The following is an 18,816-nucleotide window of genomic DNA, read 5'->3' on the forward strand; positions in this document are numbered from 1 at the left end:
TCCTTTAACAAAATGGTGTTTAGGGTGTGGCAATGAGTCGAGTACCGAAGCGGATCTACTGTTTCAGATTGATGAACCTCGCTGGTCATCTCGTCGACATAAGCGAGACGCTGATTGATATTTCGGACGCCCTCACTATCGGGCAGACCGAAATCCAACTCTTTGAGGATGTCATACGCATCCAGCGTTTCCGTGACTCGCCCGCGGGGCGGTTGTACCACCTCACGCGCTACTCTCCAGGCACCTTTAACTCGACTTTGACGCCTAAAGCTGCCGGGAAGCAGGACAACGAAGGAAGTCTAGGCGCCCCAGCTGGCAAAGAGTTCAAGACGGGTGAAGGCTACGTACTCGTGAACGGCCATAACGTGCTGTTCTGTGGGCACGGCCTGACGCACCAAAAATGCACATCCTATTTCTTTCACCTGTTCAAGGGGCAGGGGCACGCCCTTGATCCTATAAAACTTCATCCGTCGAGTAATATCGACAAGGTCGCCCTCCTTAATGCCCAGGGGGCTAAGACCATTAGACTGAACGTAAACGCATACAAGCTCAGCTTGCCAGAAGCTGAAAAGGGCTGGTTCGGGCAAGTCATGTCCTCGGTTGGTGATGAGGTTCTGGCTCTCATTGGTAAGGATCCTGATCGCTCCCAAGAAAAGGCGCTTGAGAATATGACCGTCGCTCTTGAGATCGGGTTGGAGGGGAATTCTCGTGCAACGGTCGAGTCGAAAGATACAATCACCGATTTTGCGAACGAAGTTTTAGGTGATGATGACTCTCCCGTAGATAGTTTCACTATATTGACGCGAGACGGAACGCCAATTACTAGTGAGGATGTCAAGCTACACTCCACTATCTCTGTTGAGAAAAATGGAACCTCGCTAAACCATGTAAATGTCTGGGATGGTATTATCAAATACTACGGGCAGTTGGTTAAGCAGAACCTGCTGGAGCAATAATGAAAATTGAATGGCGTCGTGTGTTCTTCTTCCTAGGCGCGCTTTTTGTCAGCTGCTGGTGCGGCTGGAAGGGGCAGCCTTTGATCCATGAGAGCGACGACGCCAGATCTATGATTACAGATGTCTTCGCTATACTGGCGGGCTTCCTTATGACGGTCCTTACTCTGCTCATTGAGCCTAAGCCAACGGCGAAAATTTGGAGGGAGGCAGCCTCCAAAAAAACTACCTTTGTGAATCGTATCATTCGATATAAGTGGCTTTTCATGCTTTATTTGAGCGTGCTTGGTCTTATTTTTGCGTCAAACTTGCTCATGAAAAGTAAGGATCCTGGTGATCTTTTGATGTGGTTGGAAAGAGCTTATCTGTCGTTGGCTACGCTTGCTTTTATTATTTCTCTCACACTTCCGAATCAGCTAATGCAGCTCCAGGTTGATCGCTACAATGAAATGATCAATGAGAAAAAGAAGGGCTCAAATAATCAATCTGCCGATTGAGATAAAGATTTAATCCGGAGCACGGTGGTGGTAGAGCAGTTCGCGTGCCTTGCCGTGGCCCGGATACCCAGGCCGGCGCCCAGCAGCTCTTTCACCCGCTCGTGCAGCTCCTCGTCAACCGGTCGGCCCTGGTACTTACCTGCCGCTTTGGCCTTCTGGATGCCCTGAGCCTGGCGCTCACGGCGCTGCTCGTAATCCTTCCTGGCGATCGCCGCCATCATCTCCACCAGCATCGAATTGATGGCGGCCAGCATCCGGCCGGTGAATTCGTCGCCTTGCGTGTCACGCATCCCCTGATGGCTGGTGGGCAGATCGAGCGCGACGATGCGCAGGCCTTTCGCATCGATCGCACCTTTGAGCTTGGCCCAGTCGTTGGCAGGGAGGCGGGAGAGGCGGTCGATGGATTCGACAAGGAGCACATCCCCCTTGCGGGCATCCTTGAGCAGGCGCAGCAACTCAGGTCGATCCGCAGCGGCGCCGCTGGCGTTCTCCAGGTACTCGCAGGCGATGACCTTGTTATGGTCGCTGGCGAACTTTTCCAGGGAGGCCCGGGCGCGGCCGGCATCTTGCTCGTCGGTGGATGCTCGAAGGTAGGCGCGGATGAACATAGGGCAACCTGTATCAGTTAGGGTGTTGTCCTAACAATGTTGCATTTTGGGTGGTACTTATCAAGCGGAAAGGCTGATAAAGGCTCGATTTGCCCGTATCAGCCTGGGCATACTCGAAAAACCGAGTGTCTCGTGGGAGGAGGGACTACGCTGCCTGGCACTAGTTGACTGAGCGTTAGGCCCAGGAGTGCCGGGCCCGCAAGAGCGCACAGGGTTAGCTACTCAGCCTTGGATTTTTATGAAAACCTGATCGGCAGAAAACCCGTAAAAGTTTGCGACTGACTGCTTGGCGGTTTGTAGGTCGATCGCCAGATTCCCAAAGTCGGGCGCGCGCGGCCCGACCGGTATTTCAACCCACTTCAGCTCAGCTTCAAAACGCGTAACCGCTTTGGTTTGAATCGACTCCAGGCTGATGATTCCCTCATCTATCAGCTTCCAGGCGGTGAAAAAGTGACCGGGCTTAGCCGAATACGCACCAATGCCGATGCTCCGCTTGGCCAGCCCATCAACCTCAGACACCGACCACTCTTTTACTTTTAGTACGTACCCTCCGTGATCATTTGCACCACCAGTGCCATCACCGTTGTAGATGCATACATACTTTACGTCAGTAAGCTGGACGCCATCGGAGAGCTCCACTTCGAACCACCTTTTCTTCTGATCAACCCACTTTTCATCCGTTTTCACAAGCAGAACGTAGCTCATACATAACTCTCCAAATTGGGCTTTTCGAAAGGCATATTTTACAGCGTCGATGTCAAGCTTTGTCTTCGGCGTAGATCGAAGCGGAGATGATCGCTCCACCCCATCGGCGCTCACCGATGCAGATCGGCACCGGGTTGCCGCTGGCGGTGGTGTTCTTGGCGCTGCCGAAGGCGTAGGACGGCAAGTTTTCAGGCGCGCCGCTTTGCGATAGCCCTTTGGCCTGTGGGCTGAGCATCTGAATAACGCCGCCCACCATCATTGATGCGCCCATCGTTATCAACGCTGAGCCGAACGGAGCACCGGCGCCGAACGTGCCTCCAGTAATGACAAGCCCGACCACGACCATCACGGCGCCCACGATGGTCTGCAGGGTACCCCCGCGTTTGCTCCCACCAACTACGGGCACGATCCGGATCTCACTGGCGCCGCCACGCTCGAAGTCCTCTTCGCCGACATTCTTTCTATTGCGGAATATCGCGAATCGCATACCAAGTGCTTCCAGCCGTTTGATCTCCTGCTCAAAGCCTTGCAGCGTTGCCTTCAAGGCTCGGAACACCTCCCAGGTGTTTTGGCTGTCTAGCAGGTAGTCCTTCTTGCGGAAGAATTTACGAATCAGTGGCCCGGACAGGTAAACGGTGGTCATGGTAGGTGTGTTTCGGACTTGGGCAGCCATCATGGGTTCTCCTTGGGCATGGGCAGGTACACGCCGAGTCGGCGAGCTAACATCTCACGGCTCTGCAGGCCCTGGATGCGGATAGCCTTCTCACGGGCAGGATCAGGGTTCCAAGCGGCGCAGTGGCAGGCCGATACCGCCTTCACGCCGCGGTAAGATCCGCGCAGCAGGTCGGCTGAGATGCGTGCTTCCTCTTCGGTGAAAAATGGACCGTCTATGTCGACGTGGCGACCACGCTGCACGCACTGCACATTCCAAACGTCATAGCCGCTCACGGCTATGGGATTGACGGCGAAGTCGCCAGTTTTGCACGCCTCGCTGAATCGATCTTTGTAGCTCATCAGGCCGTCTCCACAGAGGTCTGCTGCTTCATTCGCTCAGCCATCTCAAGCGGCATGGGGGTGGTGCTTGGAAGCTCCAGCGGAATCGGCTTGAGCCACTCGATCAGATCCACCAGGCCCTGGCTCACCTTGGTCAGCGAACCGATCTCAGCCGTCTTGCTGTCGAGCTCTACCCCGGCCCGAATGACGTCATGGCCCAGGGTTTGGACCATATGCAACAGGTCGCGCATACCGCCGGCCAGACGGCCCAATGTCAGAACGGCGTCGGCATGATTTACGGCGATGCCGGCGGCGCCGAGCTGGATCAACTGCTCGTTGGTGAAACCGCTGAGGCGGGCAGGTCCGCGCAGGACTGCGGCGATGATGCGCTGTTCACGGCCTAGGCGAATCTCGCTCATGAGCTCGGAGCGGTCTTTGGAGGCCAGGTCATAGACATAGGCCCTGCACTCGGCATCCATCGCAGCGCCCGCTGCGTCAGTCGACGCCAGTGGCTGAACGGGCAGCAACTGGGTGGATGCGAAGGTGTGAAGGTTGGTCGCTGTTTCGGCGATGCTGGGCAGAGCTGCTTTAGCAGCGTCGGCGAAGAGGGTGTATGCGTCGAGCGACTGGCGGGCCTTGGCCGCGGTCGTCAGATCGGCGTTCTCCCGGATTCGCTGAGCCTTGGCGAGCGCGGTCCCGTGCTGATCCATAATCAGGTTCTGTAGGCGCATGAGTGGGGCAACGTTCGGCCAGAGCGCCCACTTGGTGCCCGGCAGGTTCTGACCTTGATACTGGACGAAGTCGTTTACGAAGGCGCTCGCGTCGCCGATGCGGGTGAGGGTGCCTGCAGCGTGATTCAGTTGCATGGTTCGATCCCTTTTGGGGTGGTTTTCTGCTCTGCCTCCAGATCGGAGAACAGGGTTGCTAGGTCGTTTGTCTTGGCGCCGCTTCCGCCGGCGGCCGCGGCGCTTAGCTCATCCATGATCTTGCTGATTTCCATCACGGCCTGGTCCTCGCTCAGGGTGGAAACCTGCCTGCGCAGGCCATCAATGCGCTTGCGCGTGCTCATGTCGTGCCTCAATGGCTTGTTGATATAGGGTGGCCGCGTAATCAGGAACGGAGGTGCCCGCAGGGGGCTGGCGGGCCATGACCGCTCCTGGCGTGGGGAATGTCATATCGAGAAGGCCGGCCGGGCTCCTACGACCCAGGCGCTCGGTATTGCGGGTGTGCTGGACGATAGCCAGGGCAAGTTCCTGCGCCTGATCACTGTCCATCGCCGTGAAGGGGAAGAAGAACGATGCGGGATGCCCTTGGATTCGATATGCCAAGACGTGACCCGTTTGGTCAGGGAGATCCATCTGCCCGGCGGATGCGTCCACAACGGTCAGCGTGACCAGATGCACCGGCTCTTCATTTGCACCGATGAGCGCTGCCAGGCGTTTCACCTCAGAACGGAGGCTGCGCGCATTCATCGCTGCATCTCCTCGATCTGCTCGCGCAACTCCTCGACGGCTTTTTGGAGCTCCTCCACTTCAATCACTTTGGCAACTGAGCTGAGTGCTTCGATCAGGTGGCGGCCTTGATCCGGCGGCAACTCGCCTGAAGCGATGGCCCGCAGGATGGATTTCGCCGCGCTGGGCAGGTCGGAGTCATCCAGGTCGAACAGCACGGGCTCAGCGGTGGCTTTGACTGGCGGCACCAAGCGTTCAAGGATCAACCGGCACGCCTGCATATCACCCTTCTTGGCAGCGGCTAGCACCCTCTTGGTTACGGCCTCCGCCCCCTCGGCAAGGCGCGCCCGGATGGTCTGGGTCTGGCCTGATCTGCCGCCCGGGTTACCGCTATGGCCTGGGGCAAACGTGCCGTTCCCGCGGCGGCTATTAGGGCTTGGCGCGCAGGGCTGCACCTGATCTTTCTGATTCAAGGCGCGCCCCTTAAGCAGCGCCGCTCAGGCCGCGAATGACATCAGGATCAGCATTGACCAGGAACTCGGCTCGATCACCTGCCGCCTCGATCTGCGTGACCAACTCAGCGCCCGTGACCTCAACAACCAAGCGGAAGGCCTTGCTCACTGCCTTGGTCGCAGAATCGAGGTCTTCGCCTTCCTGGGTGATCAAGGCAAACGCTTCCGGGTTCGCGCGCTCCAGAGTGACGTTGGCGATACGGCGGTGTTCTGCGTCACTAAGCCCGGACAGGAAGGGGGGGAGGCGCAAAACTGCCTCGGTGAGGCGCGGCTGCTCGCCGGTGAGCAGCAGCAGCCGTCGCGCGCTTGCGTCATCCATGGAGCTCAGCTTGCGAGCAATTTCCATGTCGATCAGCGGGGTGGAAGTATCGCCATCGCGATAGGGGGGCACGGACGACAGGCGATTCATCCGCTGCTGATAGTCGCTCCGCAGCGCCTCCAGGCGCGTCGAGAACTTGGCCAAGCTGCGTAGACTGTCCACGCCGGCTGATTTGCGGTCATCGCGCTTCGCCTCGGCGCTCAGGCGGGAGTCGCTGGTGATCCGGCCGAGGCGCAGGCCGGTGTGCTCAACCTCGCGGCCGGCTGCCTTGGCGATGTTGTAGAGCTCGCTGGTCTGGTCGCCCTGCCAGACGGCTAGGATTCGGTCCCGGCCGTTCACAATCGTGGTGATCTTCTCGAACATATGGTTCTCCTTGGTGAGGTCAGGCCGGGAGGCTCATTACTGGTCGCTGCTCGGTGAGCGCGATCAGCAATGCATTGGCGTGCACGTCGCCTTTCCCAGCGGCATCGCGCAGGCGTGCCCAGGCCGCATTCACTTCGGCGATGGTTGGCTTGATCTGCTGGCCGCGGGCCTTGGTGGGGGCTGTCATGGGGCATTCCTCTGATAGCTGTTGAAAGCCTTGCAGAGGTCAAATTAGGCTGTATCTGGTTTTGTATCCAGTGCTTTATGGGTGTACCCCAGATGCTACACGTAACGGGACACAACGGGACGAATAGGCCTAGATTTCAGACGTTCCGGATGGCTATTTTCGTTGCACTTAGTTGCGGCAACCCTAAGTGATACGTCTCTCGCATGACTTGCGAGGGAAGTGGCGCAGGAGGCGAGGAAACTACGAAGGTTTCGTAGTAAGGAGTTGCCGTCTCAGCCTTACCCAGGTGGTGACACAGGTCCGCACCGCTGGTGGAAACCTCGCGCCACAAAATGAGGAGGTTCGGTTTCGTGGCGCGCGAACTACCTGAATGCCGGCAGTTTCGAGGTGGTCCACCAGTGGTGGGGAACAACCCAAGTGTTGGGTAGTTAAATTGCCGGGATTCAGGGTAATTGCCGACTCCGCATTTTTGCGGACACCCCGGCCACCAGGTGAACGATTCGTTCACCCCCAGCGGGGGAACACCCGGCGAGCAGAAGGGGTTCGATTTGAAATCGCTCCCACACACTATTGGTGGTTGGATGAAGCGGCAGGGGGCGCAGTTCGCCGGCCCCCACCCATGGCTTACATGTGAGCCACGATCACCTCTACCTGCTCTGGCCTGCTGTCAGGGCAGGGGGGGCAGACCGGCCAGTTGATCCGAATCAGACGAAATGGTCTGTCTCGGTTTGTGGTCCGAGGGTCTGGCTTCAAAGTGGGAGATAGTTCGGTTAGCTGGGATTCCACAGAAGTTTGATGGCAACGGTCATTGCCATGAACGAGATGACCCACATGATGATAGGTCCTGAGGCCCCCTTGAACTTGAAGCCGAAGCCTTCAAACTCGATTGCGCCGGACGTCTGTTCCAAGAACATCACCAGGCCCAGGGCGGCCAGCGCTGCACAAGGAAGGCCCACGACCGCAGCAAAGTGGTTGGTCATCACCTGGAATAGCTCAGTGGTGTTGAGCATTGAGTTGCCGACGCCATAAAGGAATGCGCCTGCAAACAGCGCCCCACCCGTCAATACCAGGCAGCGTGCTATGAAGCTGAGTCGAGCCCGATCAGTCATGATGACTCCTGGCCACTATTGGTGATCTAGGCTCAACATAGTCGATTCTGGAGGGGAGTGCGGCTTGGGTTGGCTCCGGCCTGGAAAGTAATCAGTCGAGTCGACTGATTTTGGTAGTTTCGGGCTCCGGCGAGAGATGGCGGAAAATCTACCGGCATCTCGATGTGCTCAGATCTGAGCGCATCTCCCGGCCTGGCAATGCCCTCAAACTTGAGGAGATCTGAGCAGCTTTGCTCACATCTCGCCGGCCCGCTGCTACGGAGATCCGTCCAGCTTTGGACGCACCGGCCTGGTCCATCCAGAAATGGATACATCTCCAATCTGAGGAAGTGTGAGGGTGCCAGGCCTGATGATCTGGGCCTGGCTGGCCATCTTAGCCGCGTGCGTCCCGCCCTGGCTCATCTTCGGCTACCCGGAAGCGCCAGTAGCGGTCAGGCTTCACCCAGACCACATTGTCGGGGGTGAGCTTTCGAAACGCAGCGAGAACACCTTTGCCGAGCACCTGGTTGCCGTCCGCATTCTCGATGAGAAGCTCCTCATGCCCAGATTTGACAATGTGGTCAACGACATCGTCTTGGTAGACGCACGCGTCGCGCTCGATCTCGGCAAGCATCCACTGCGCAACTACCGCAGCGTCCATCATTTCGCCTCTAGGGTTGTGCTCTCCAACGAATCAGTCTTAAACCGACCGTTCTCTAGCTTCTTCCCAGCAAACCACTGACACATGTAGTAGTCGTTGTTAGGTTCCTTGTGTTGGACGGTCATCGCAGGACCGCCCGACTTCAATTTAACGATATCGCCAACCGCGAACTTGTTTTCTGTAGACATGACTTTCTAATCCTAGTGAGCAGGGACATCCCTGTTTCTTCCACATAGGGCCTTGGTCAGGTGATTTCAAGTGGCCACTATGTGCTGTCGGGGCTTATGCGTTGCAGTGCATCTATCGGACCTGCAAAAAAATTGCACCCCAGCACTTGCGTTACCACTCACAATGATCCATTGTTGGTTCGTCGTAAGTGGTAACGGAGACTGTATGAGCGATTCAGAGAACCCAAAGCAGCCCCTATCGGCAGCAGAGCGTCAAAGGCTCTTCAAGGAGCGTCAGCGCGAAGCAGGCTTTCGACATACCTCAGTATGGATTCACACGGAAACGGAGCAGGAAGGGCGCCAGGCGGCGCTAGATGGCAAGCCACTCAAGCCACAGGGGAGCAAAGACCCCATCAGTTGGGCGATCGGGTGGTTGAACGAGAAGGGCAAGCAGTAAAAAGCGGGACTTTTCCGTAATTGGAAGGTGGCCAACCCGGTGCAGCAACACCGGGAGGGCCTATCACACGACGACGCTATGAGGCACACGTCATGCAACGTAAACAAGATACCAGTACCACGCAACAAGGCCAACATCCAGCACACCAGCAGGGGCCGACCTTGGAAGATAATCAGGACCTGTTCAATGGTTTGTTCCGAGCGGTTGGTAAGCGAGCAGCGGAGACTGGAGTTCTCGTCGAGCTGATCCTCGTTCAGATGGTGCATCACATTTCTTACGAGCTCCTGCTCAGCGATATCCCCGCATCGCATATCCACTTGGCGACCAAGCTTGCGGAGGAGGAGATCAAGCAACAGTTTCGGAATCTGGAAGCGCAGATCGGGGGTGTCCAATGAGCCACCCATTTACCCGCGATGATCTAAGTTTTACGAAGAGGATTCCGCGCGATGACTTCCCGGAGTTCCCGCCGATTATTTGCAACTGGGCGCCGCCTCCTGAACTGAACGTGAACGGCGCATGGAATAGAGGGTTTGACTTGGGGCGAGCGATGGTCAGCGAGCTTGCAGACCTGGCGCGGCAGGATGAGACCGAGGCCTATGACGCTGTCCGATTTGCCCTGAACAGCACAACCTGGCGCCCTGGTTGGGGTGCTGAAATGGGCTTCTCAGACGAGATCGCGAGGCTTGCTGTGCTTGGGCTACGGCATCTTGCCGCGGGCGGTGCGGCATTCGAACCGAATGAGGAGTGGAGTTAGCGCGTCTCCTGCGATCACCATGATGGTGACAACTGGGCACTACTCTAAACCGGGGTGGTGCCCTTTTTTGTTGTGGGTCAAATGGAGCAGATCTGCGCCATCGCGCCGCCGCTCTGGTCCTGCGGTGCGCGTATTTAATGCCCCTGGGGGTGGTAAATTATAAAGACTGGGAGTTTTTCCGTTCACATGATCCCCGCAAAGCCAGTTAAACCGGTGAGTGACTAGGAAAAAATCCCAGTCGCTCGAAGGGCGCTCAACACAACCGGACGCAACCGGAAAGCCGTATGGGAAAAAATCCCAGTCGATGGCGGAAAAAATCCTACCGAAAAAATCGAAATCAGGCGAACTTGAAGGGGGCGGGCCCCGGTGCCACCTCAAGGTTTTTCCCGGGGCACTCATCGATGTACGCCCAGGCGAGCGCATAGAGCGCGCACTGCGCCATTCCCGGCTCCCTGCCGCCCTTTCGATAGGTGCGCGTGCGAATAATCAGACCTGCATCAATCAGCTCTTGGAGGGCTGATGCTAGTGTCTTGGCGTCCATTTTGCGGCCCCCGGCCATCATCTCGACCGTGCACGCCAAATCGCCGTTGTTGCGGCCGTTGTAGTGCCGCCCCAACTTGATGAGGACGGTCACTGCCTTCGGGCTGAGGTTGTCGAAAGCGGGGTGCACGAGCAGTCGATGAGGGAGGGCGAACACCCTGCCCCCAAAGTCGACCTTGTACTGTTTCTTTCTTGCCATTCGGCGGCTCACACCAAGAAGCCGGAGGCACGATAGGGTTCGCGCCTCCAGCTGCTGCCTCAGTCGATTTCCTTGTCCAGGATGTACAGCCCCACCCTGTGAGGGCGCCGGCCTGGCGCTGCCGCCTGGTAGCACCACCGGGTCAAGATGCCCCATCCCTGGCGCCTAAGGTGCCGGATCGTGGAGGGTGGATGGACGATATCCAGCGCCTGCGCCGCCTCGATGGACGATACAGGGCCCTTGCGCAGTGCGGCGATCATCCGCAAGGCCTGGGCGTTCGTGGAGTGGTTGTCAGGCAGATCAGCATCTGCGATAGTTTCGGCCGTCATACAGGCTCCTTTCGGTAGGGGTCAGGCCCAGGTGGTGGTGGTGCACTGCCTGGGCAATTTCTCTCTCCTCGTTTCCATCCCTTCGCTATGCCCCGCGGCCATCAGTCGCCGCAAGCCCCTCAAGCAGGCGCCCAAGGTAGTGCTGACTTGTAGCTGCAGCCTTTGCCGTTGAGCTGGCCAACTTTCTGACTTCCTGCGCACTGCCATAGCCGCCGGCGATCATTCGCATACCCGTAGCCAAAAGGCTGAGCATTGCGTGGGCTTCGTCCACGGCTTCTCGCAAGTCGTCATAGGTGGGCCGGTAAGGGGTGGCGCCAGATGCGGGCGAATGGATAGAATCGAGGCGCTGCGGGCTGTCTCCAGATTGCTTTGCGGCACGCTGGGCCAGTGCCTCTAACACTGGCTCGGCACCACCTTTCACAAGCACCAGTTTCGGTGTTTGCTCGTCCCTGGCCATTAGCGCCCATCTTCCTTTGCTGCGCGCTCGATGAACGCTTTCAGCTCCGACATCAGGGCCAGGCGGCGGCGCCCGATCTTGAACGTCTTGATCTCGCCCTTGGCGATGAACTCGTAGGTGGCCGAATGGGAAATTCCCAGGATTCGACCAGCTTCCTCAACGCCCACCGAGAGTGGGGCAACCTGTTGTGCTTGTTCCATACCTGTCTCCAAGGTGCTAGCTGGCTGCTGCCAGGTATCGCTAGGCTACATCGCGTCATTCTAACGTGCAAGCAAATGCTAAACAGTTTGAAATTCGCTTGGATTGACATGGAATTTCGCGACGCGCAAGCTATGGCAATCAGGTCAGATGATCTGACCAAAATCGACAAGGTTTAGGTGGGGAATGGCAACCAAGACAAGCAAGCGCGCTGGCGAGACCAGTACGACGGTGAGCGTAGGGATTCGGATTGACCCTAAGATAAAGTTTGCCCTGGACCTAATGGGGCGCCTCCAAAAGCGTTCCCTAACAGCCGTCATTGAATGGTCTATTTCACAGGCGATTGCTCAGCAGAGCATCGATTTCGATGGAACAAGTCTCGCTACTGCCCTTGACAAGATCTGGTCAACCGATGAATCGGTTCGCTTAGTAAATATGGCGTTCGATATGCCGGAAGCTCTAACTTATGATGAGCTTCGTGTTTGGGAAACTATCAAAGCCAGTAAGTGTTTTTGGCACCAATTCCCTGACTTGAGCTATTCCACTGAGCGAGAAGGCCTCCATATGTTTATGGTAACAAGCCACTGGAGGCAAATAGAGGACCATGTGTCTAAGTACAGGAATAGCCCTACAATAGTCCCCATGAATGATATGGATCTAGTGCCGTTCTAGAGCAGGTCGACCGCAGCTGCCTTGCTATCTGGAGCAAGGTGGGCGTAGCGCAGCGTCATCTTGAGGTCGGCGTGGCCCAGCAGATCCCTGATCGTGTTCAGCGGCACGCCCTTCATGGCCAACTTCGACGCGAACGTGTGGCGCAAATCGTGCCAGCGGAATGAGCTCACTTTCGCGTCTTTCAATACCCCGTCCCAAGACTTTTTGACATTATCCATTACGCCGCCAGTCTGGCTTGGGAAGAGCAGGGGTAGTCCACTAGACTGGTTTTTCCACTCTTTGATAGTTTGAAGCGCTTCCTTGTTCAGCGGGATGTGCCTGGTCTGGTCTGACTTTGCGCCCTCGCCAACTACGGTCAGCGTCTTTTGTGGAAAATCAATATCCGGCCAAGTTAGATTAAAAAGTTCGCCTCTGCGCAGTCCGGTGTTCAGGCTGATGATCGCCATCGGCTTCAAATGGTCGGCGAACTTCTTGGCTCTCAAGTCGGGTAGCTCTTCTTTCTTCCGTTCACGGCGCCACCGGTTGGCGCTGTCACGTTCGCCCCTAATGCGTTCCTCCCGATCATCCAGGGCCTGACGCAGCCGCCGTTCCTCTTCCGAGGATAGGAATCGAACCCGAGCGCGGGTGTCGAGCCGCATCGGCTTCAGTTTGGTCATCGGATGTTGATCGAGGGCGCCCCACTCGACGGCCTTGGAAAGCGCGCCGCGCAGGGCTGCTAGCTTCCTGTTGGCGGTGGCATCCTTCAGGCCGGCAGCCAGCCACTTCACCCGCATAGCCTCCAGATCGCGCTGGGTGATGTCTGCCAGCGGTTTACGCATCAATGCGCCGAAGCTGTACTCTATGGCGTGCCGCGTCTTCTGGTGGGCCTTGTGGTGGGTCTCCAGCCACGGGTAGTAGCTTTCCTCCAGGTAGCTCTGGAGAGTGTGCGCGGCGCGGCGCTTGCTCTTAGCTGCCACCAGCGGTGCGCCGTGGGCGTGAGCCTCAGCGAGCCAGCGAGCGGTCTCGGTCCGCGCTTGATCCAAGGTCATCATTCCAACCCGGCCCAGGGTGGCGGCCTGGTTCCGGCCCCAGGTCACCATATAGCTGGCGTGGCCACTGGGCAGGACGCGGATAGACAGGCCTGGCTGGGCGGTGTCGTGGATGCGGTAGGCCTTCTCCTGGGGCTGGATGCTGGAGAGGACTTTGGCGGTGATCTTGGTTTTCATGGGTGGGCGTCCGTGACAGCAGGGTGACAGCAAAAATGACTATACGGACCTGTCTCGGCGGACTCAACTGGACGATATGCCCTAATGAATGCTGGGGTTTACCTGTAATTGCTGGGCGTCATAACGCACTCGTAACGCGAAGGTCGCAGGTTCGATTCCTGTCTCCGGCACCAGTTCAGGTTCCAGCGAAGGCTACCAAAGTTTCTGGAACCCCCGTAAAGCCCGCCTTTTGGCGGGTTTTTTCGTTATGGCTACTTTATTTGCAGCAGCTTGCCCGGGCTGCGATTGAAGAAAGTCGAACAGACTGTTTCTTCCTCTGACGCGCGAAAAAATAAATCCGTGGGCCTGCCCCCTTTTTCCTTGAGCTGGTGCCTCGGTTGCGGGAGCGAGGTGGTAACCAGTGTTGGTAACCGCATCTGGTAACTAGCCAAGAGAGCGGGGCAGCTCCGTCTAGGCACTAACATTTGCTAATAGGGCAGGTGCTTGGAGGGCGGTGCCGGGCCGCTCCTATGTCAACGTCTGGCCGGGACGCCGTGCTGGCTCGGATGTGAGGTTTTGACAATTTGCCCGCCTGGGCCTTCACTCCGGTAACCGCACACACGGAAGAGAGGGGGCGCTACCATGGCTTGGGAACCTAGGCATGACCCAGACGAATACATCTCGATCGTTGCTGAGGTCTTTTACGATCCTGCCCGGCGCAAGAATGGCGTCCGCCCTGCGAGTGACCAGCCCTTCCCGCAGAGCATGAAGATCGAGTGCTCTCGAGAGATAAGAGACTACCCCGTCGGCACCAAGTTACGACTGCGAGTTGTGGAGACAGATAAAGAAGGCAGCCGCCCCTTCCTCTACAGCAGCTACAAGTGGGCGCATGAGATTGTTTAGGCATCCTGCGGGAAATGGGGGCGGATTTATTTCGTCCATGCGGCAGACATATAAAATAAATCTGTCCCCATTTTCGGCACATTTTCGGCATAATTAAAAATCTGAGGCACGCCATTGCTCATTTCAGTGTTGAAGTCATCTCCGAATGCGAAAAAAAACTAATCGATCGCATTGTCTTCAAAGGTACGGAGAGTCAACCAGAAATTATTGCCGATTTCAGGCGCAGGAGATTTTTCCATTTTTCCATTTTTGCAATATTGCGCTAGCAATCTTTTTGAAAATATGAGAAAGCATCGTGCGTAAGATCATCTGGAGAAAAATACCGCGAGAGTCGGGTGAGGAAAGGGTATCTTCGGTGGCGCGTGGCGTGCGCAAAATCGCAAAATGGACCGCAAAATGGGAATGGATTTATTTATTCAATTGGGCTGGATTGAAAATAAATCCGTCCCCTTTTTGTTAAATAAATCCGTCCCCTTTTTGTTTTTTTGTTTTTTTGTTTTTTTGTTTCAGTCCCCTTTTTGTTTCATTTTCGCATTTCCGGTCTCCATTTCCCGATTTCCCGTAGCGGATCATAGAACAGTTACTCTTCCCTCCAACCAAACTCTTTTGCGTGCCAATTGTAGTAGCCAGAACTGCCGGTCCAGTTGGCTATACTCCGGCCAGCTAGCTGTTCAAGTACTTTGTTTAGTTGTGGGGTGCCTCCCCTCCGGGGGTTCGTATGGGTAATTCCATTTGATACATAGACGAAGCCTTTTTCGAATAGGCTGTCGCAACCAAGCGCGCACATCAGGGCGGAAATATTGTCGAAATCAAGTTTCTCATCGCGGCTGCATGCCGAGCGAGGCTTGATATGCCCAGCAACCAATAGCTCAGCGGGAAAAACTCGCCCACAGAGTACACATGTTCCTTCGCTACTCCCTTTTAGCAAGTAGCTTCGAAGGAAGGCTTGCTCCTTTCTTCTGTTGGCAACGGTTTCATCATCGAGATGTTCTGTATCTACGAACGATGCCAAGACTTTTCTGAGCGATAAAGACGAATCTTCCTCGGTATCAAAAATAATCTTTGCGTGCGAGATGTATGACTGAGCCTGTGGTATATCTGGATTGGACATCCTAGCGCCATACCCAGAGCGAACCAAGGCTGATAGCTCATGAAGGTTATTAACTCGAACATAGTCGACTGAGTGCTTCGATGTTGTGGCTACATAGGTACCATCCGGATGTCGGTGCGGATATAGTATTTCGCCTTTATATTGTCCCCGATTCTTTGTGGCGTAAAATGGCTGCATAAAACTCCTTAGATGTGAATTCAGTCGTCCGCTTTTGGCGGGTTCGCGCCTTCCCTCATCCTATCAGGTTGTTCAAGGCAGTCCGCCATCTAGGGATAGGGTGAGGGTAATTGTAGAGATAAAGAGCTACGCTGCTCAGGATAATATCTATAAAAATCAATATTTTTTGTATTTGTGCGACTCCTGTCTCCGCAAATTTTCATTTCGACTGCTTACGAATTCACCGGCGTTCGCCCATTACAGGCGTTTTATTTATAGCTATCTCAGGAGGCCTGATCAATGGCCAGATCTAGCTAACCTGCATGCGTCTGCTGGCGCATGGCTGCTGTAAGCAGGAGACCCTCTGGTCTACCGGTTTATCTTTTCCTCGTTTCGCCAATCTGCATGCAGCTGCCACCCACCCCACTCCGAACGCTATTGATATCGAGCACGTTTCCACAATGGCGGCAGTACGTGGGACACCTCCGGTGTGCCGGTTCCTTTCGTCCCGGTCGGCCAACCCACGTACTGTTGCCACCTATCCCCTTAGTGCAAGTCATTTCCTACGGTTTTCATCGCCATTTCCTAGCCCCAAGAACCTTGCACCAAAAGCCCCCAAGGAATAAATTTCCCTCCAGTCGCGGCAAACTCCGCGACCGGGTTTGGCGACCCGGATAAACTTGGCGCAGCAGCGCCCCACACGATTGCAGGCGCTTTTTTTGCGTCCGCAGCCTCGTGCCATGGCGGCTGTGCGCGGGAGACCTTCGGGTCTGCCGGGTTCCAAGTTCCCGGTTCGCCAACCTGCGTACAGCTGCCACCCATTGTTTGGCGACAGTGCGTGGTGGTTCCAACCTAACTTGGAGTCTCATGCATGACCATCACACGTCTGTACAGGATCCCCGCATCCGCTCCCCACCGCCCAACCCGGGAGGCCCTTCATGACTGACGTCGAACGCCTCTCCACCCTGCAAAGCTACGTCTGGACCCTCGAACTGCTCGGCGAAGCCCTGGTCCAGCACGACGAGGTGCTCGAATGCGAGCACAACCCGCAACTGAGCTTTCGCAACACGGCGGGTATCCACCAGGCGATCCGCATCATCAGCCGGTTGGCCAGCGAGCAGTTCGGCAAGCTCGAGGCGATACAGGACGAGGGCTGATCCTCCTGCAGTGAAGCCAGCACCATCAGGGTCGCCTAGCGGCCCTGTCGTGGGCGCGCGGGGAAGGCTTCGCCTGCAGTAAACTCCCGGCAAGCCCAGCCACCGGCACGCCGCCATGCTCAGAAACCTGTCCGACCCCGACCTTCGTCTGCTGCGCATCTTCGCCTGCGTGGCGAAATGTGGGGGCTTCACCGCCGCGCAGGCGGAGCTGAACATGAGTCAGTCCAATATCAGCATGCATATCGGCAGCCTCGAGACGCGCCTGGGGTATCGCTTGTGCGAGCGGGGCAAGGGGGGATTCCGGCTGACGGCGAAGGGGCAGCGTATCCTCGACTCGTCGCGGATGCTGTTCGACGCCATCGGCCTGTTCAGGGACGAGGCGCAGGCGTTGTCCGGCAAGCTGGTCGGGGAGCTGTACATCGGCCTGGCCGACAATGTGACGACGCTGCCGCAGGCGCGCTTCGACGACACCCTCGCGGCCTTCTACAACCGTGCGCAGGATGTGCAGCTGAATCTGTTCGTGAACTCACCCACCGAGCTGGAACTGGCGGTGATCGACGGGAACCTGGACATGGCCATCTCCTACTTCAGCCGTTCGCGCTCGACGCTGGACTACACGCCGCTCTATACCGAGGAGATCGGCGTGTTCTGCGGCAACCGGCACCCGCTGTTCGGGGTCGCCGACCCGACCTTCGAGCAGGTCGCGCAGTGCGACTGGATCATGCATGGCTTCCTGCCAGGCGATCAGGCGCTGCCGTTGCGGCCCGAGCGCTGCAGCGCCACGGCGCATCACATGGAGGCGGTCGCGCACACTGTGCTGGCGGGCACGCACCTGGGCTACCTGCCGATCCACTACGCCAGCATCTGGGTCGAGCGCGGCAGGATGCGGCCGTTGCTGCCGGAGCGGCTCAGCTACGACGTCGCGCACAGCATGATCACCTACACCGGGCGCCCGCGCAGCGAGGCCGCCCGGGCGTTCATCGAGGACTTGCTGCGCGTGCACAGGCCTCAGGGCCAGTGCAGCACGCCGGCCAGCGCGTTCTGATAGATGCGGGTGTAGTCCGTCGCCTGCAACGGGCGGGGGTTGGTCTGCGACGATGAGATGTCCGCCACGGCCAGTTCGCCGATGGTGTCTGCGTCGGCCCCGGTCAGGCCGAGCTCGGCCAGGGTGTGGGGGATCTGTATCCGCGCGCGCAATTCGACGATCCAGGCCAGCAGCCCGTCGAAGCTTGGCTGTTGCAGCTCCAGATAGCGCGCCAGCCGCGCGGCGTCCTGTTCGATGACGCTGCGGTTGGCGACCAGCACGTACGGCAGCAGCACGGCGTTGAGCAAGCCATGGTGCAGGTGATGCCGGGCACCCAGGGGATGCGCCAGGGCATGCACGCCGCCCAGGCCTTTCTGGAACGCCACCGCCGCGCTGGCGGAGGCGGCGAGCATGCCTTCGCGGGCCCCCAGGTCGCTGCCGTCGCGCACGGCGTTTTCCAGGTGTAGCTTGACCTGGCGCACGCCTTCCACGGCGATGCCGAGGGACATCGGGTGATGCAGCGGCGAGAACAGCGCTTCCAGGTGATGGGTCAGGGCGTCCATGCCGGTGGCGGCGGTGAGCCGTGGCGGCAGGCCGAGGGTCAGGACGGGGTCGAGAATGACGCTGCGGGCCAGCAGCTCGTGGTGGCCTATCACCTTTTTCACGCCCTGGGCGGTGTCGGTCAGCACCGCCTCGCGACCCAGCTCCGAGCCGGTGCCGGCGGTGGTGGGGATGGCGATCAGCGGCGGCAGGTCCAGTGGCGGGTAGTCGGCGAGGGTGGGGTAGTGCTCGATGATCTGGCTCCATTCGAAGCGCGCCAGCCCTTGCGGGTCGCGGCTGAGCAGGGCGATGCCCTTGGCGGCGTCCAGCGCGCTGCCGCCGCCCAGGGCGATCAGCGAGTCGTGGCCGCCGGCGGCGAATGCCCGGGCGCCGTCGCGGGCTTCGTCCAGGCTTGGGTTGCTGGACAGGCCATGGAACAGGCCGTACGCGATGCCGGCGGCCTCCAGGTGTTCGCGCACCGCGCGCAAGGGCGGGAGTTCGAGCATGCCGGGGTCGGTGACCAGAAGCGGGCGGTGCATATGGGCCAGGGCGCAGCGCTGGGACAACAGGTCGAGCGCGCCGGCGCCGCAGAAGATCTCGGTCGGGTAGTTCCAGTACAGGGTCATGGGGG

The 18,816-nt window shown here is 57.8% G+C and carries 27 protein-coding genes; 8 read left to right on the plus strand and 19 right to left on the minus strand.

The window, feature by feature from the left end; translation table 11 throughout:
• Nucleotides 1–32: 32 nt before the first annotated feature.
• Together N7422_RS23320 and N7422_RS23325 are read left to right on the plus strand one after the other, a co-directional pair.
• Nucleotides 33–956, plus strand: coding sequence for a hypothetical protein (locus tag N7422_RS23320; protein WP_182363517.1), 924 nt, complete (start codon nucleotides 33–35; stop codon nucleotides 954–956).
• Nucleotides 956–1,450 (plus strand): hypothetical protein, encoded by a 495-nt coding sequence (locus N7422_RS23325; RefSeq protein ID WP_279808757.1) that lies wholly within the window; start codon nucleotides 956–958, stop codon nucleotides 1,448–1,450. Before N7422_RS23320 ends, N7422_RS23325 begins: the two co-directional genes overlap by 1 nt.
• Here the strand turns inward: N7422_RS23325 and N7422_RS23330 are convergent.
• From N7422_RS23330 to N7422_RS23380, 11 genes are all read right to left on the minus strand, one after another.
• Nucleotides 1,435–2,058, minus strand: coding sequence for a recombinase family protein (locus N7422_RS23330; RefSeq protein ID WP_279808758.1), 624 nt, complete (start codon nucleotides 2,056–2,058; stop codon nucleotides 1,435–1,437). The two genes, N7422_RS23325 and N7422_RS23330, sit on opposite strands and share 16 nt — an antisense overlap.
• A gap of 222 nt (nucleotides 2,059–2,280) precedes the next feature.
• Nucleotides 2,281–2,763 carry a hypothetical protein gene (locus N7422_RS23335; protein ID WP_252090308.1) on the minus strand — a complete coding sequence of 161 codons (483 nt, stop codon included), beginning with the start codon at nucleotides 2,761–2,763 and terminating at the stop codon, nucleotides 2,281–2,283.
• 52 nt (nucleotides 2,764–2,815) lie between these two features.
• The gene (locus N7422_RS23340) at nucleotides 2,816–3,436 is read right to left on the minus strand and encodes a tail assembly protein (protein ID WP_252090454.1); all 621 of its coding nucleotides are present in this window, start codon (nucleotides 3,434–3,436) and stop codon (nucleotides 2,816–2,818) included.
• Complete coding sequence (locus N7422_RS23345) at nucleotides 3,436–3,777, minus strand: hypothetical protein (RefSeq protein WP_279808759.1); 342 nt, start codon at nucleotides 3,775–3,777, stop codon at nucleotides 3,436–3,438. The genes N7422_RS23340 and N7422_RS23345 overlap by 1 nt, the downstream gene beginning before the upstream one ends.
• Complete coding sequence (locus tag N7422_RS23350; protein ID WP_279808760.1) at nucleotides 3,777–4,622, minus strand: hypothetical protein; 846 nt, start codon at nucleotides 4,620–4,622, stop codon at nucleotides 3,777–3,779. Before N7422_RS23350 ends, N7422_RS23345 begins: the two co-directional genes overlap by 1 nt.
• A complete protein-coding gene (locus tag N7422_RS23355; protein ID WP_279808761.1) occupies nucleotides 4,613–4,825 on the minus strand; it encodes a hypothetical protein in 213 nt (70 codons plus the stop codon). The genes N7422_RS23350 and N7422_RS23355 overlap by 10 nt, the downstream gene beginning before the upstream one ends.
• The gene (locus tag N7422_RS23360) at nucleotides 4,803–5,228 is read right to left on the minus strand and encodes a hypothetical protein (protein WP_279808762.1); all 426 of its coding nucleotides are present in this window, start codon (nucleotides 5,226–5,228) and stop codon (nucleotides 4,803–4,805) included. Before N7422_RS23360 ends, N7422_RS23355 begins: the two co-directional genes overlap by 23 nt.
• Nucleotides 5,225–5,680, minus strand: a complete 456-nt coding sequence (locus N7422_RS23365) for a DUF5681 domain-containing protein (protein WP_279808763.1) — start codon at nucleotides 5,678–5,680, stop codon at nucleotides 5,225–5,227. Before N7422_RS23365 ends, N7422_RS23360 begins: the two co-directional genes overlap by 4 nt.
• A 10-nt stretch (nucleotides 5,681–5,690) precedes the next feature.
• Complete coding sequence (locus tag N7422_RS23370) at nucleotides 5,691–6,401, minus strand: hypothetical protein (protein ID WP_279808764.1); 711 nt, start codon at nucleotides 6,399–6,401, stop codon at nucleotides 5,691–5,693.
• Nucleotides 6,402–6,420: 19 nt separating this feature from the next.
• On the minus strand, nucleotides 6,421–6,588 hold the full coding sequence (locus N7422_RS23375; protein WP_279808766.1) for a hypothetical protein: 168 nt from the start codon (nucleotides 6,586–6,588) through the stop codon (nucleotides 6,421–6,423).
• Between the two features lie 770 nt (nucleotides 6,589–7,358).
• Nucleotides 7,359–7,697, minus strand: coding sequence for a hypothetical protein (locus N7422_RS23380; protein WP_252090321.1), 339 nt, complete (start codon nucleotides 7,695–7,697; stop codon nucleotides 7,359–7,361).
• Between the two features lie 349 nt (nucleotides 7,698–8,046).
• Between N7422_RS23380 and N7422_RS23385 the strand changes: the two genes are divergently transcribed.
• Nucleotides 8,047–8,418: a hypothetical protein gene (locus N7422_RS23385; RefSeq protein ID WP_279808806.1), complete on the plus strand. Its 372-nt coding sequence runs from the start codon at nucleotides 8,047–8,049 to the stop codon at nucleotides 8,416–8,418.
• On the opposite strand, the gene N7422_RS26885 is transcribed toward N7422_RS23385, so the two are convergent.
• Nucleotides 8,337–8,525, minus strand: a complete 189-nt coding sequence (locus tag N7422_RS26885) for a DUF2158 domain-containing protein (RefSeq protein WP_347815276.1) — start codon at nucleotides 8,523–8,525, stop codon at nucleotides 8,337–8,339. The two genes, N7422_RS23385 and N7422_RS26885, sit on opposite strands and share 82 nt — an antisense overlap.
• Before the next feature lie 205 nt (nucleotides 8,526–8,730).
• On the opposite strand from N7422_RS26885, the gene N7422_RS23390 reads away from it, so the two are divergent.
• From N7422_RS23390 to N7422_RS23400, 3 genes are all read left to right on the plus strand, one after another.
• Nucleotides 8,731–8,961, plus strand: coding sequence for a hypothetical protein (locus tag N7422_RS23390; protein ID WP_279808767.1), 231 nt, complete (start codon nucleotides 8,731–8,733; stop codon nucleotides 8,959–8,961).
• A 92-nt stretch (nucleotides 8,962–9,053) separates the two neighbouring features.
• Nucleotides 9,054–9,356, plus strand: coding sequence for a hypothetical protein (locus N7422_RS23395; RefSeq protein ID WP_279808768.1), 303 nt, complete (start codon nucleotides 9,054–9,056; stop codon nucleotides 9,354–9,356).
• The gene (locus N7422_RS23400) at nucleotides 9,353–9,715 is read left to right on the plus strand and encodes a hypothetical protein (protein ID WP_279808769.1); all 363 of its coding nucleotides are present in this window, start codon (nucleotides 9,353–9,355) and stop codon (nucleotides 9,713–9,715) included. Before N7422_RS23395 ends, N7422_RS23400 begins: the two co-directional genes overlap by 4 nt.
• Before the next feature lie 337 nt (nucleotides 9,716–10,052).
• On the opposite strand, the gene N7422_RS23405 is transcribed toward N7422_RS23400, so the two are convergent.
• From N7422_RS23405 to N7422_RS23430, 6 genes are all read right to left on the minus strand, one after another.
• Entirely contained in the window at nucleotides 10,053–10,454 is a 402-nt protein-coding gene (locus tag N7422_RS23405; RefSeq protein ID WP_279808770.1) for a helix-turn-helix domain-containing protein, read from the minus strand.
• Between the two features lie 59 nt (nucleotides 10,455–10,513).
• Complete coding sequence (locus N7422_RS23410; RefSeq protein ID WP_279808772.1) at nucleotides 10,514–10,783, minus strand: helix-turn-helix domain-containing protein; 270 nt, start codon at nucleotides 10,781–10,783, stop codon at nucleotides 10,514–10,516.
• An 85-nt stretch (nucleotides 10,784–10,868) separates the two neighbouring features.
• Entirely contained in the window at nucleotides 10,869–11,240 is a 372-nt protein-coding gene (locus N7422_RS23415; RefSeq protein WP_279808773.1) for a hypothetical protein, read from the minus strand.
• Nucleotides 11,240–11,440 carry a helix-turn-helix domain-containing protein gene (locus tag N7422_RS23420; protein ID WP_279808774.1) on the minus strand — a complete coding sequence of 67 codons (201 nt, stop codon included), beginning with the start codon at nucleotides 11,438–11,440 and terminating at the stop codon, nucleotides 11,240–11,242. The genes N7422_RS23415 and N7422_RS23420 overlap by 1 nt, the downstream gene beginning before the upstream one ends.
• Before the next feature lie 666 nt (nucleotides 11,441–12,106).
• Nucleotides 12,107–13,315 carry a site-specific integrase gene (locus tag N7422_RS23425; protein WP_279808775.1) on the minus strand — a complete coding sequence of 403 codons (1,209 nt, stop codon included), beginning with the start codon at nucleotides 13,313–13,315 and terminating at the stop codon, nucleotides 12,107–12,109.
• 1,462 nt (nucleotides 13,316–14,777) lie between these two features.
• Entirely contained in the window at nucleotides 14,778–15,308 is a 531-nt protein-coding gene (locus N7422_RS23430) for a hypothetical protein (protein WP_279808776.1), read from the minus strand.
• Between the two features lie 1,094 nt (nucleotides 15,309–16,402).
• On the opposite strand from N7422_RS23430, the gene N7422_RS23435 reads away from it, so the two are divergent.
• A complete protein-coding gene (locus tag N7422_RS23435; protein ID WP_279808777.1) occupies nucleotides 16,403–16,621 on the plus strand; it encodes a hypothetical protein in 219 nt (72 codons plus the stop codon).
• A gap of 115 nt (nucleotides 16,622–16,736) precedes the next feature.
• Nucleotides 16,737–17,666, plus strand: a complete 930-nt coding sequence (locus N7422_RS23440; RefSeq protein ID WP_279808778.1) for a LysR family transcriptional regulator — start codon at nucleotides 16,737–16,739, stop codon at nucleotides 17,664–17,666.
• Here the strand turns inward: N7422_RS23440 and N7422_RS23445 are convergent.
• Nucleotides 17,630–18,811 carry an iron-containing alcohol dehydrogenase gene (locus tag N7422_RS23445; RefSeq protein ID WP_279808779.1) on the minus strand — a complete coding sequence of 394 codons (1,182 nt, stop codon included), beginning with the start codon at nucleotides 18,809–18,811 and terminating at the stop codon, nucleotides 17,630–17,632. The genes N7422_RS23440 and N7422_RS23445 overlap by 37 nt on opposite strands.
• Nucleotides 18,812–18,816 lie beyond the last annotated feature (5 nt).

Origin of the sequence: Pseudomonas sp. GD04091, from assembly GCF_029836165.1 — a bacterium.
Lineage (GTDB): Bacteria > Pseudomonadota > Gammaproteobacteria > Pseudomonadales > Pseudomonadaceae > Aquipseudomonas.

What these genes read in the sequence shown, in the direction of transcription:
- N7422_RS23370 (WP_279808764.1), bottom strand. Translation starts at nt 6,401, where the DNA reads ATGTTCGAGAAGATCACCACGATTGTGAACGGCCGGGACCGAATCCTA.
- N7422_RS23345 (WP_279808759.1), bottom strand. Translation starts at nt 3,777, where the DNA reads ATGAGCTACAAAGATCGATTCAGCGAGGCGTGCAAAACTGGCGACTTC.
- N7422_RS23405 (WP_279808770.1), bottom strand. Translation starts at nt 10,454, where the DNA reads ATGGCAAGAAAGAAACAGTACAAGGTCGACTTTGGGGGCAGGGTGTTC.
- N7422_RS23320 (WP_182363517.1), top strand. Translation starts at nt 33, where the DNA reads ATGAGTCGAGTACCGAAGCGGATCTACTGTTTCAGATTGATGAACCTC.
- N7422_RS23335 (WP_252090308.1), bottom strand. Translation starts at nt 2,763, where the DNA reads ATGAGCTACGTTCTGCTTGTGAAAACGGATGAAAAGTGGGTTGATCAG.
- N7422_RS23330 (WP_279808758.1), bottom strand. Translation starts at nt 2,058, where the DNA reads ATGTTCATCCGCGCCTACCTTCGAGCATCCACCGACGAGCAAGATGCC.
- N7422_RS23420 (WP_279808774.1), bottom strand. Translation starts at nt 11,440, where the DNA reads ATGGAACAAGCACAACAGGTTGCCCCACTCTCGGTGGGCGTTGAGGAA.
- N7422_RS23430 (WP_279808776.1), bottom strand. Translation starts at nt 15,308, where the DNA reads ATGTCCAATCCAGATATACCACAGGCTCAGTCATACATCTCGCACGCA.
- N7422_RS23415 (WP_279808773.1), bottom strand. Translation starts at nt 11,240, where the DNA reads ATGGCCAGGGACGAGCAAACACCGAAACTGGTGCTTGTGAAAGGTGGT.
- N7422_RS23340 (WP_252090454.1), bottom strand. Translation starts at nt 3,436, where the DNA reads ATGGCTGCCCAAGTCCGAAACACACCTACCATGACCACCGTTTACCTG.
- N7422_RS23350 (WP_279808760.1), bottom strand. Translation starts at nt 4,622, where the DNA reads ATGCAACTGAATCACGCTGCAGGCACCCTCACCCGCATCGGCGACGCG.
- N7422_RS23440 (WP_279808778.1), top strand. Translation starts at nt 16,737, where the DNA reads ATGCTCAGAAACCTGTCCGACCCCGACCTTCGTCTGCTGCGCATCTTC.
- N7422_RS23375 (WP_279808766.1), bottom strand. Translation starts at nt 6,588, where the DNA reads ATGACAGCCCCCACCAAGGCCCGCGGCCAGCAGATCAAGCCAACCATC.
- N7422_RS23425 (WP_279808775.1), bottom strand. Translation starts at nt 13,315, where the DNA reads ATGAAAACCAAGATCACCGCCAAAGTCCTCTCCAGCATCCAGCCCCAG.
- N7422_RS23380 (WP_252090321.1), bottom strand. Translation starts at nt 7,697, where the DNA reads ATGACTGATCGGGCTCGACTCAGCTTCATAGCACGCTGCCTGGTATTG.
- N7422_RS23410 (WP_279808772.1), bottom strand. Translation starts at nt 10,783, where the DNA reads ATGACGGCCGAAACTATCGCAGATGCTGATCTGCCTGACAACCACTCC.
- N7422_RS23325 (WP_279808757.1), top strand. Translation starts at nt 956, where the DNA reads ATGAAAATTGAATGGCGTCGTGTGTTCTTCTTCCTAGGCGCGCTTTTT.
- N7422_RS23435 (WP_279808777.1), top strand. Translation starts at nt 16,403, where the DNA reads ATGACTGACGTCGAACGCCTCTCCACCCTGCAAAGCTACGTCTGGACC.
- N7422_RS23385 (WP_279808806.1), top strand. Translation starts at nt 8,047, where the DNA reads ATGATCTGGGCCTGGCTGGCCATCTTAGCCGCGTGCGTCCCGCCCTGG.
- N7422_RS23355 (WP_279808761.1), bottom strand. Translation starts at nt 4,825, where the DNA reads ATGAGCACGCGCAAGCGCATTGATGGCCTGCGCAGGCAGGTTTCCACC.
- N7422_RS23390 (WP_279808767.1), top strand. Translation starts at nt 8,731, where the DNA reads ATGAGCGATTCAGAGAACCCAAAGCAGCCCCTATCGGCAGCAGAGCGT.
- N7422_RS26885 (WP_347815276.1), bottom strand. Translation starts at nt 8,525, where the DNA reads ATGTCTACAGAAAACAAGTTCGCGGTTGGCGATATCGTTAAATTGAAG.
- N7422_RS23400 (WP_279808769.1), top strand. Translation starts at nt 9,353, where the DNA reads ATGAGCCACCCATTTACCCGCGATGATCTAAGTTTTACGAAGAGGATT.
- N7422_RS23360 (WP_279808762.1), bottom strand. Translation starts at nt 5,228, where the DNA reads ATGAATGCGCGCAGCCTCCGTTCTGAGGTGAAACGCCTGGCAGCGCTC.
- N7422_RS23445 (WP_279808779.1), bottom strand. Translation starts at nt 18,811, where the DNA reads ATGACCCTGTACTGGAACTACCCGACCGAGATCTTCTGCGGCGCCGGC.
- N7422_RS23395 (WP_279808768.1), top strand. Translation starts at nt 9,054, where the DNA reads ATGCAACGTAAACAAGATACCAGTACCACGCAACAAGGCCAACATCCA.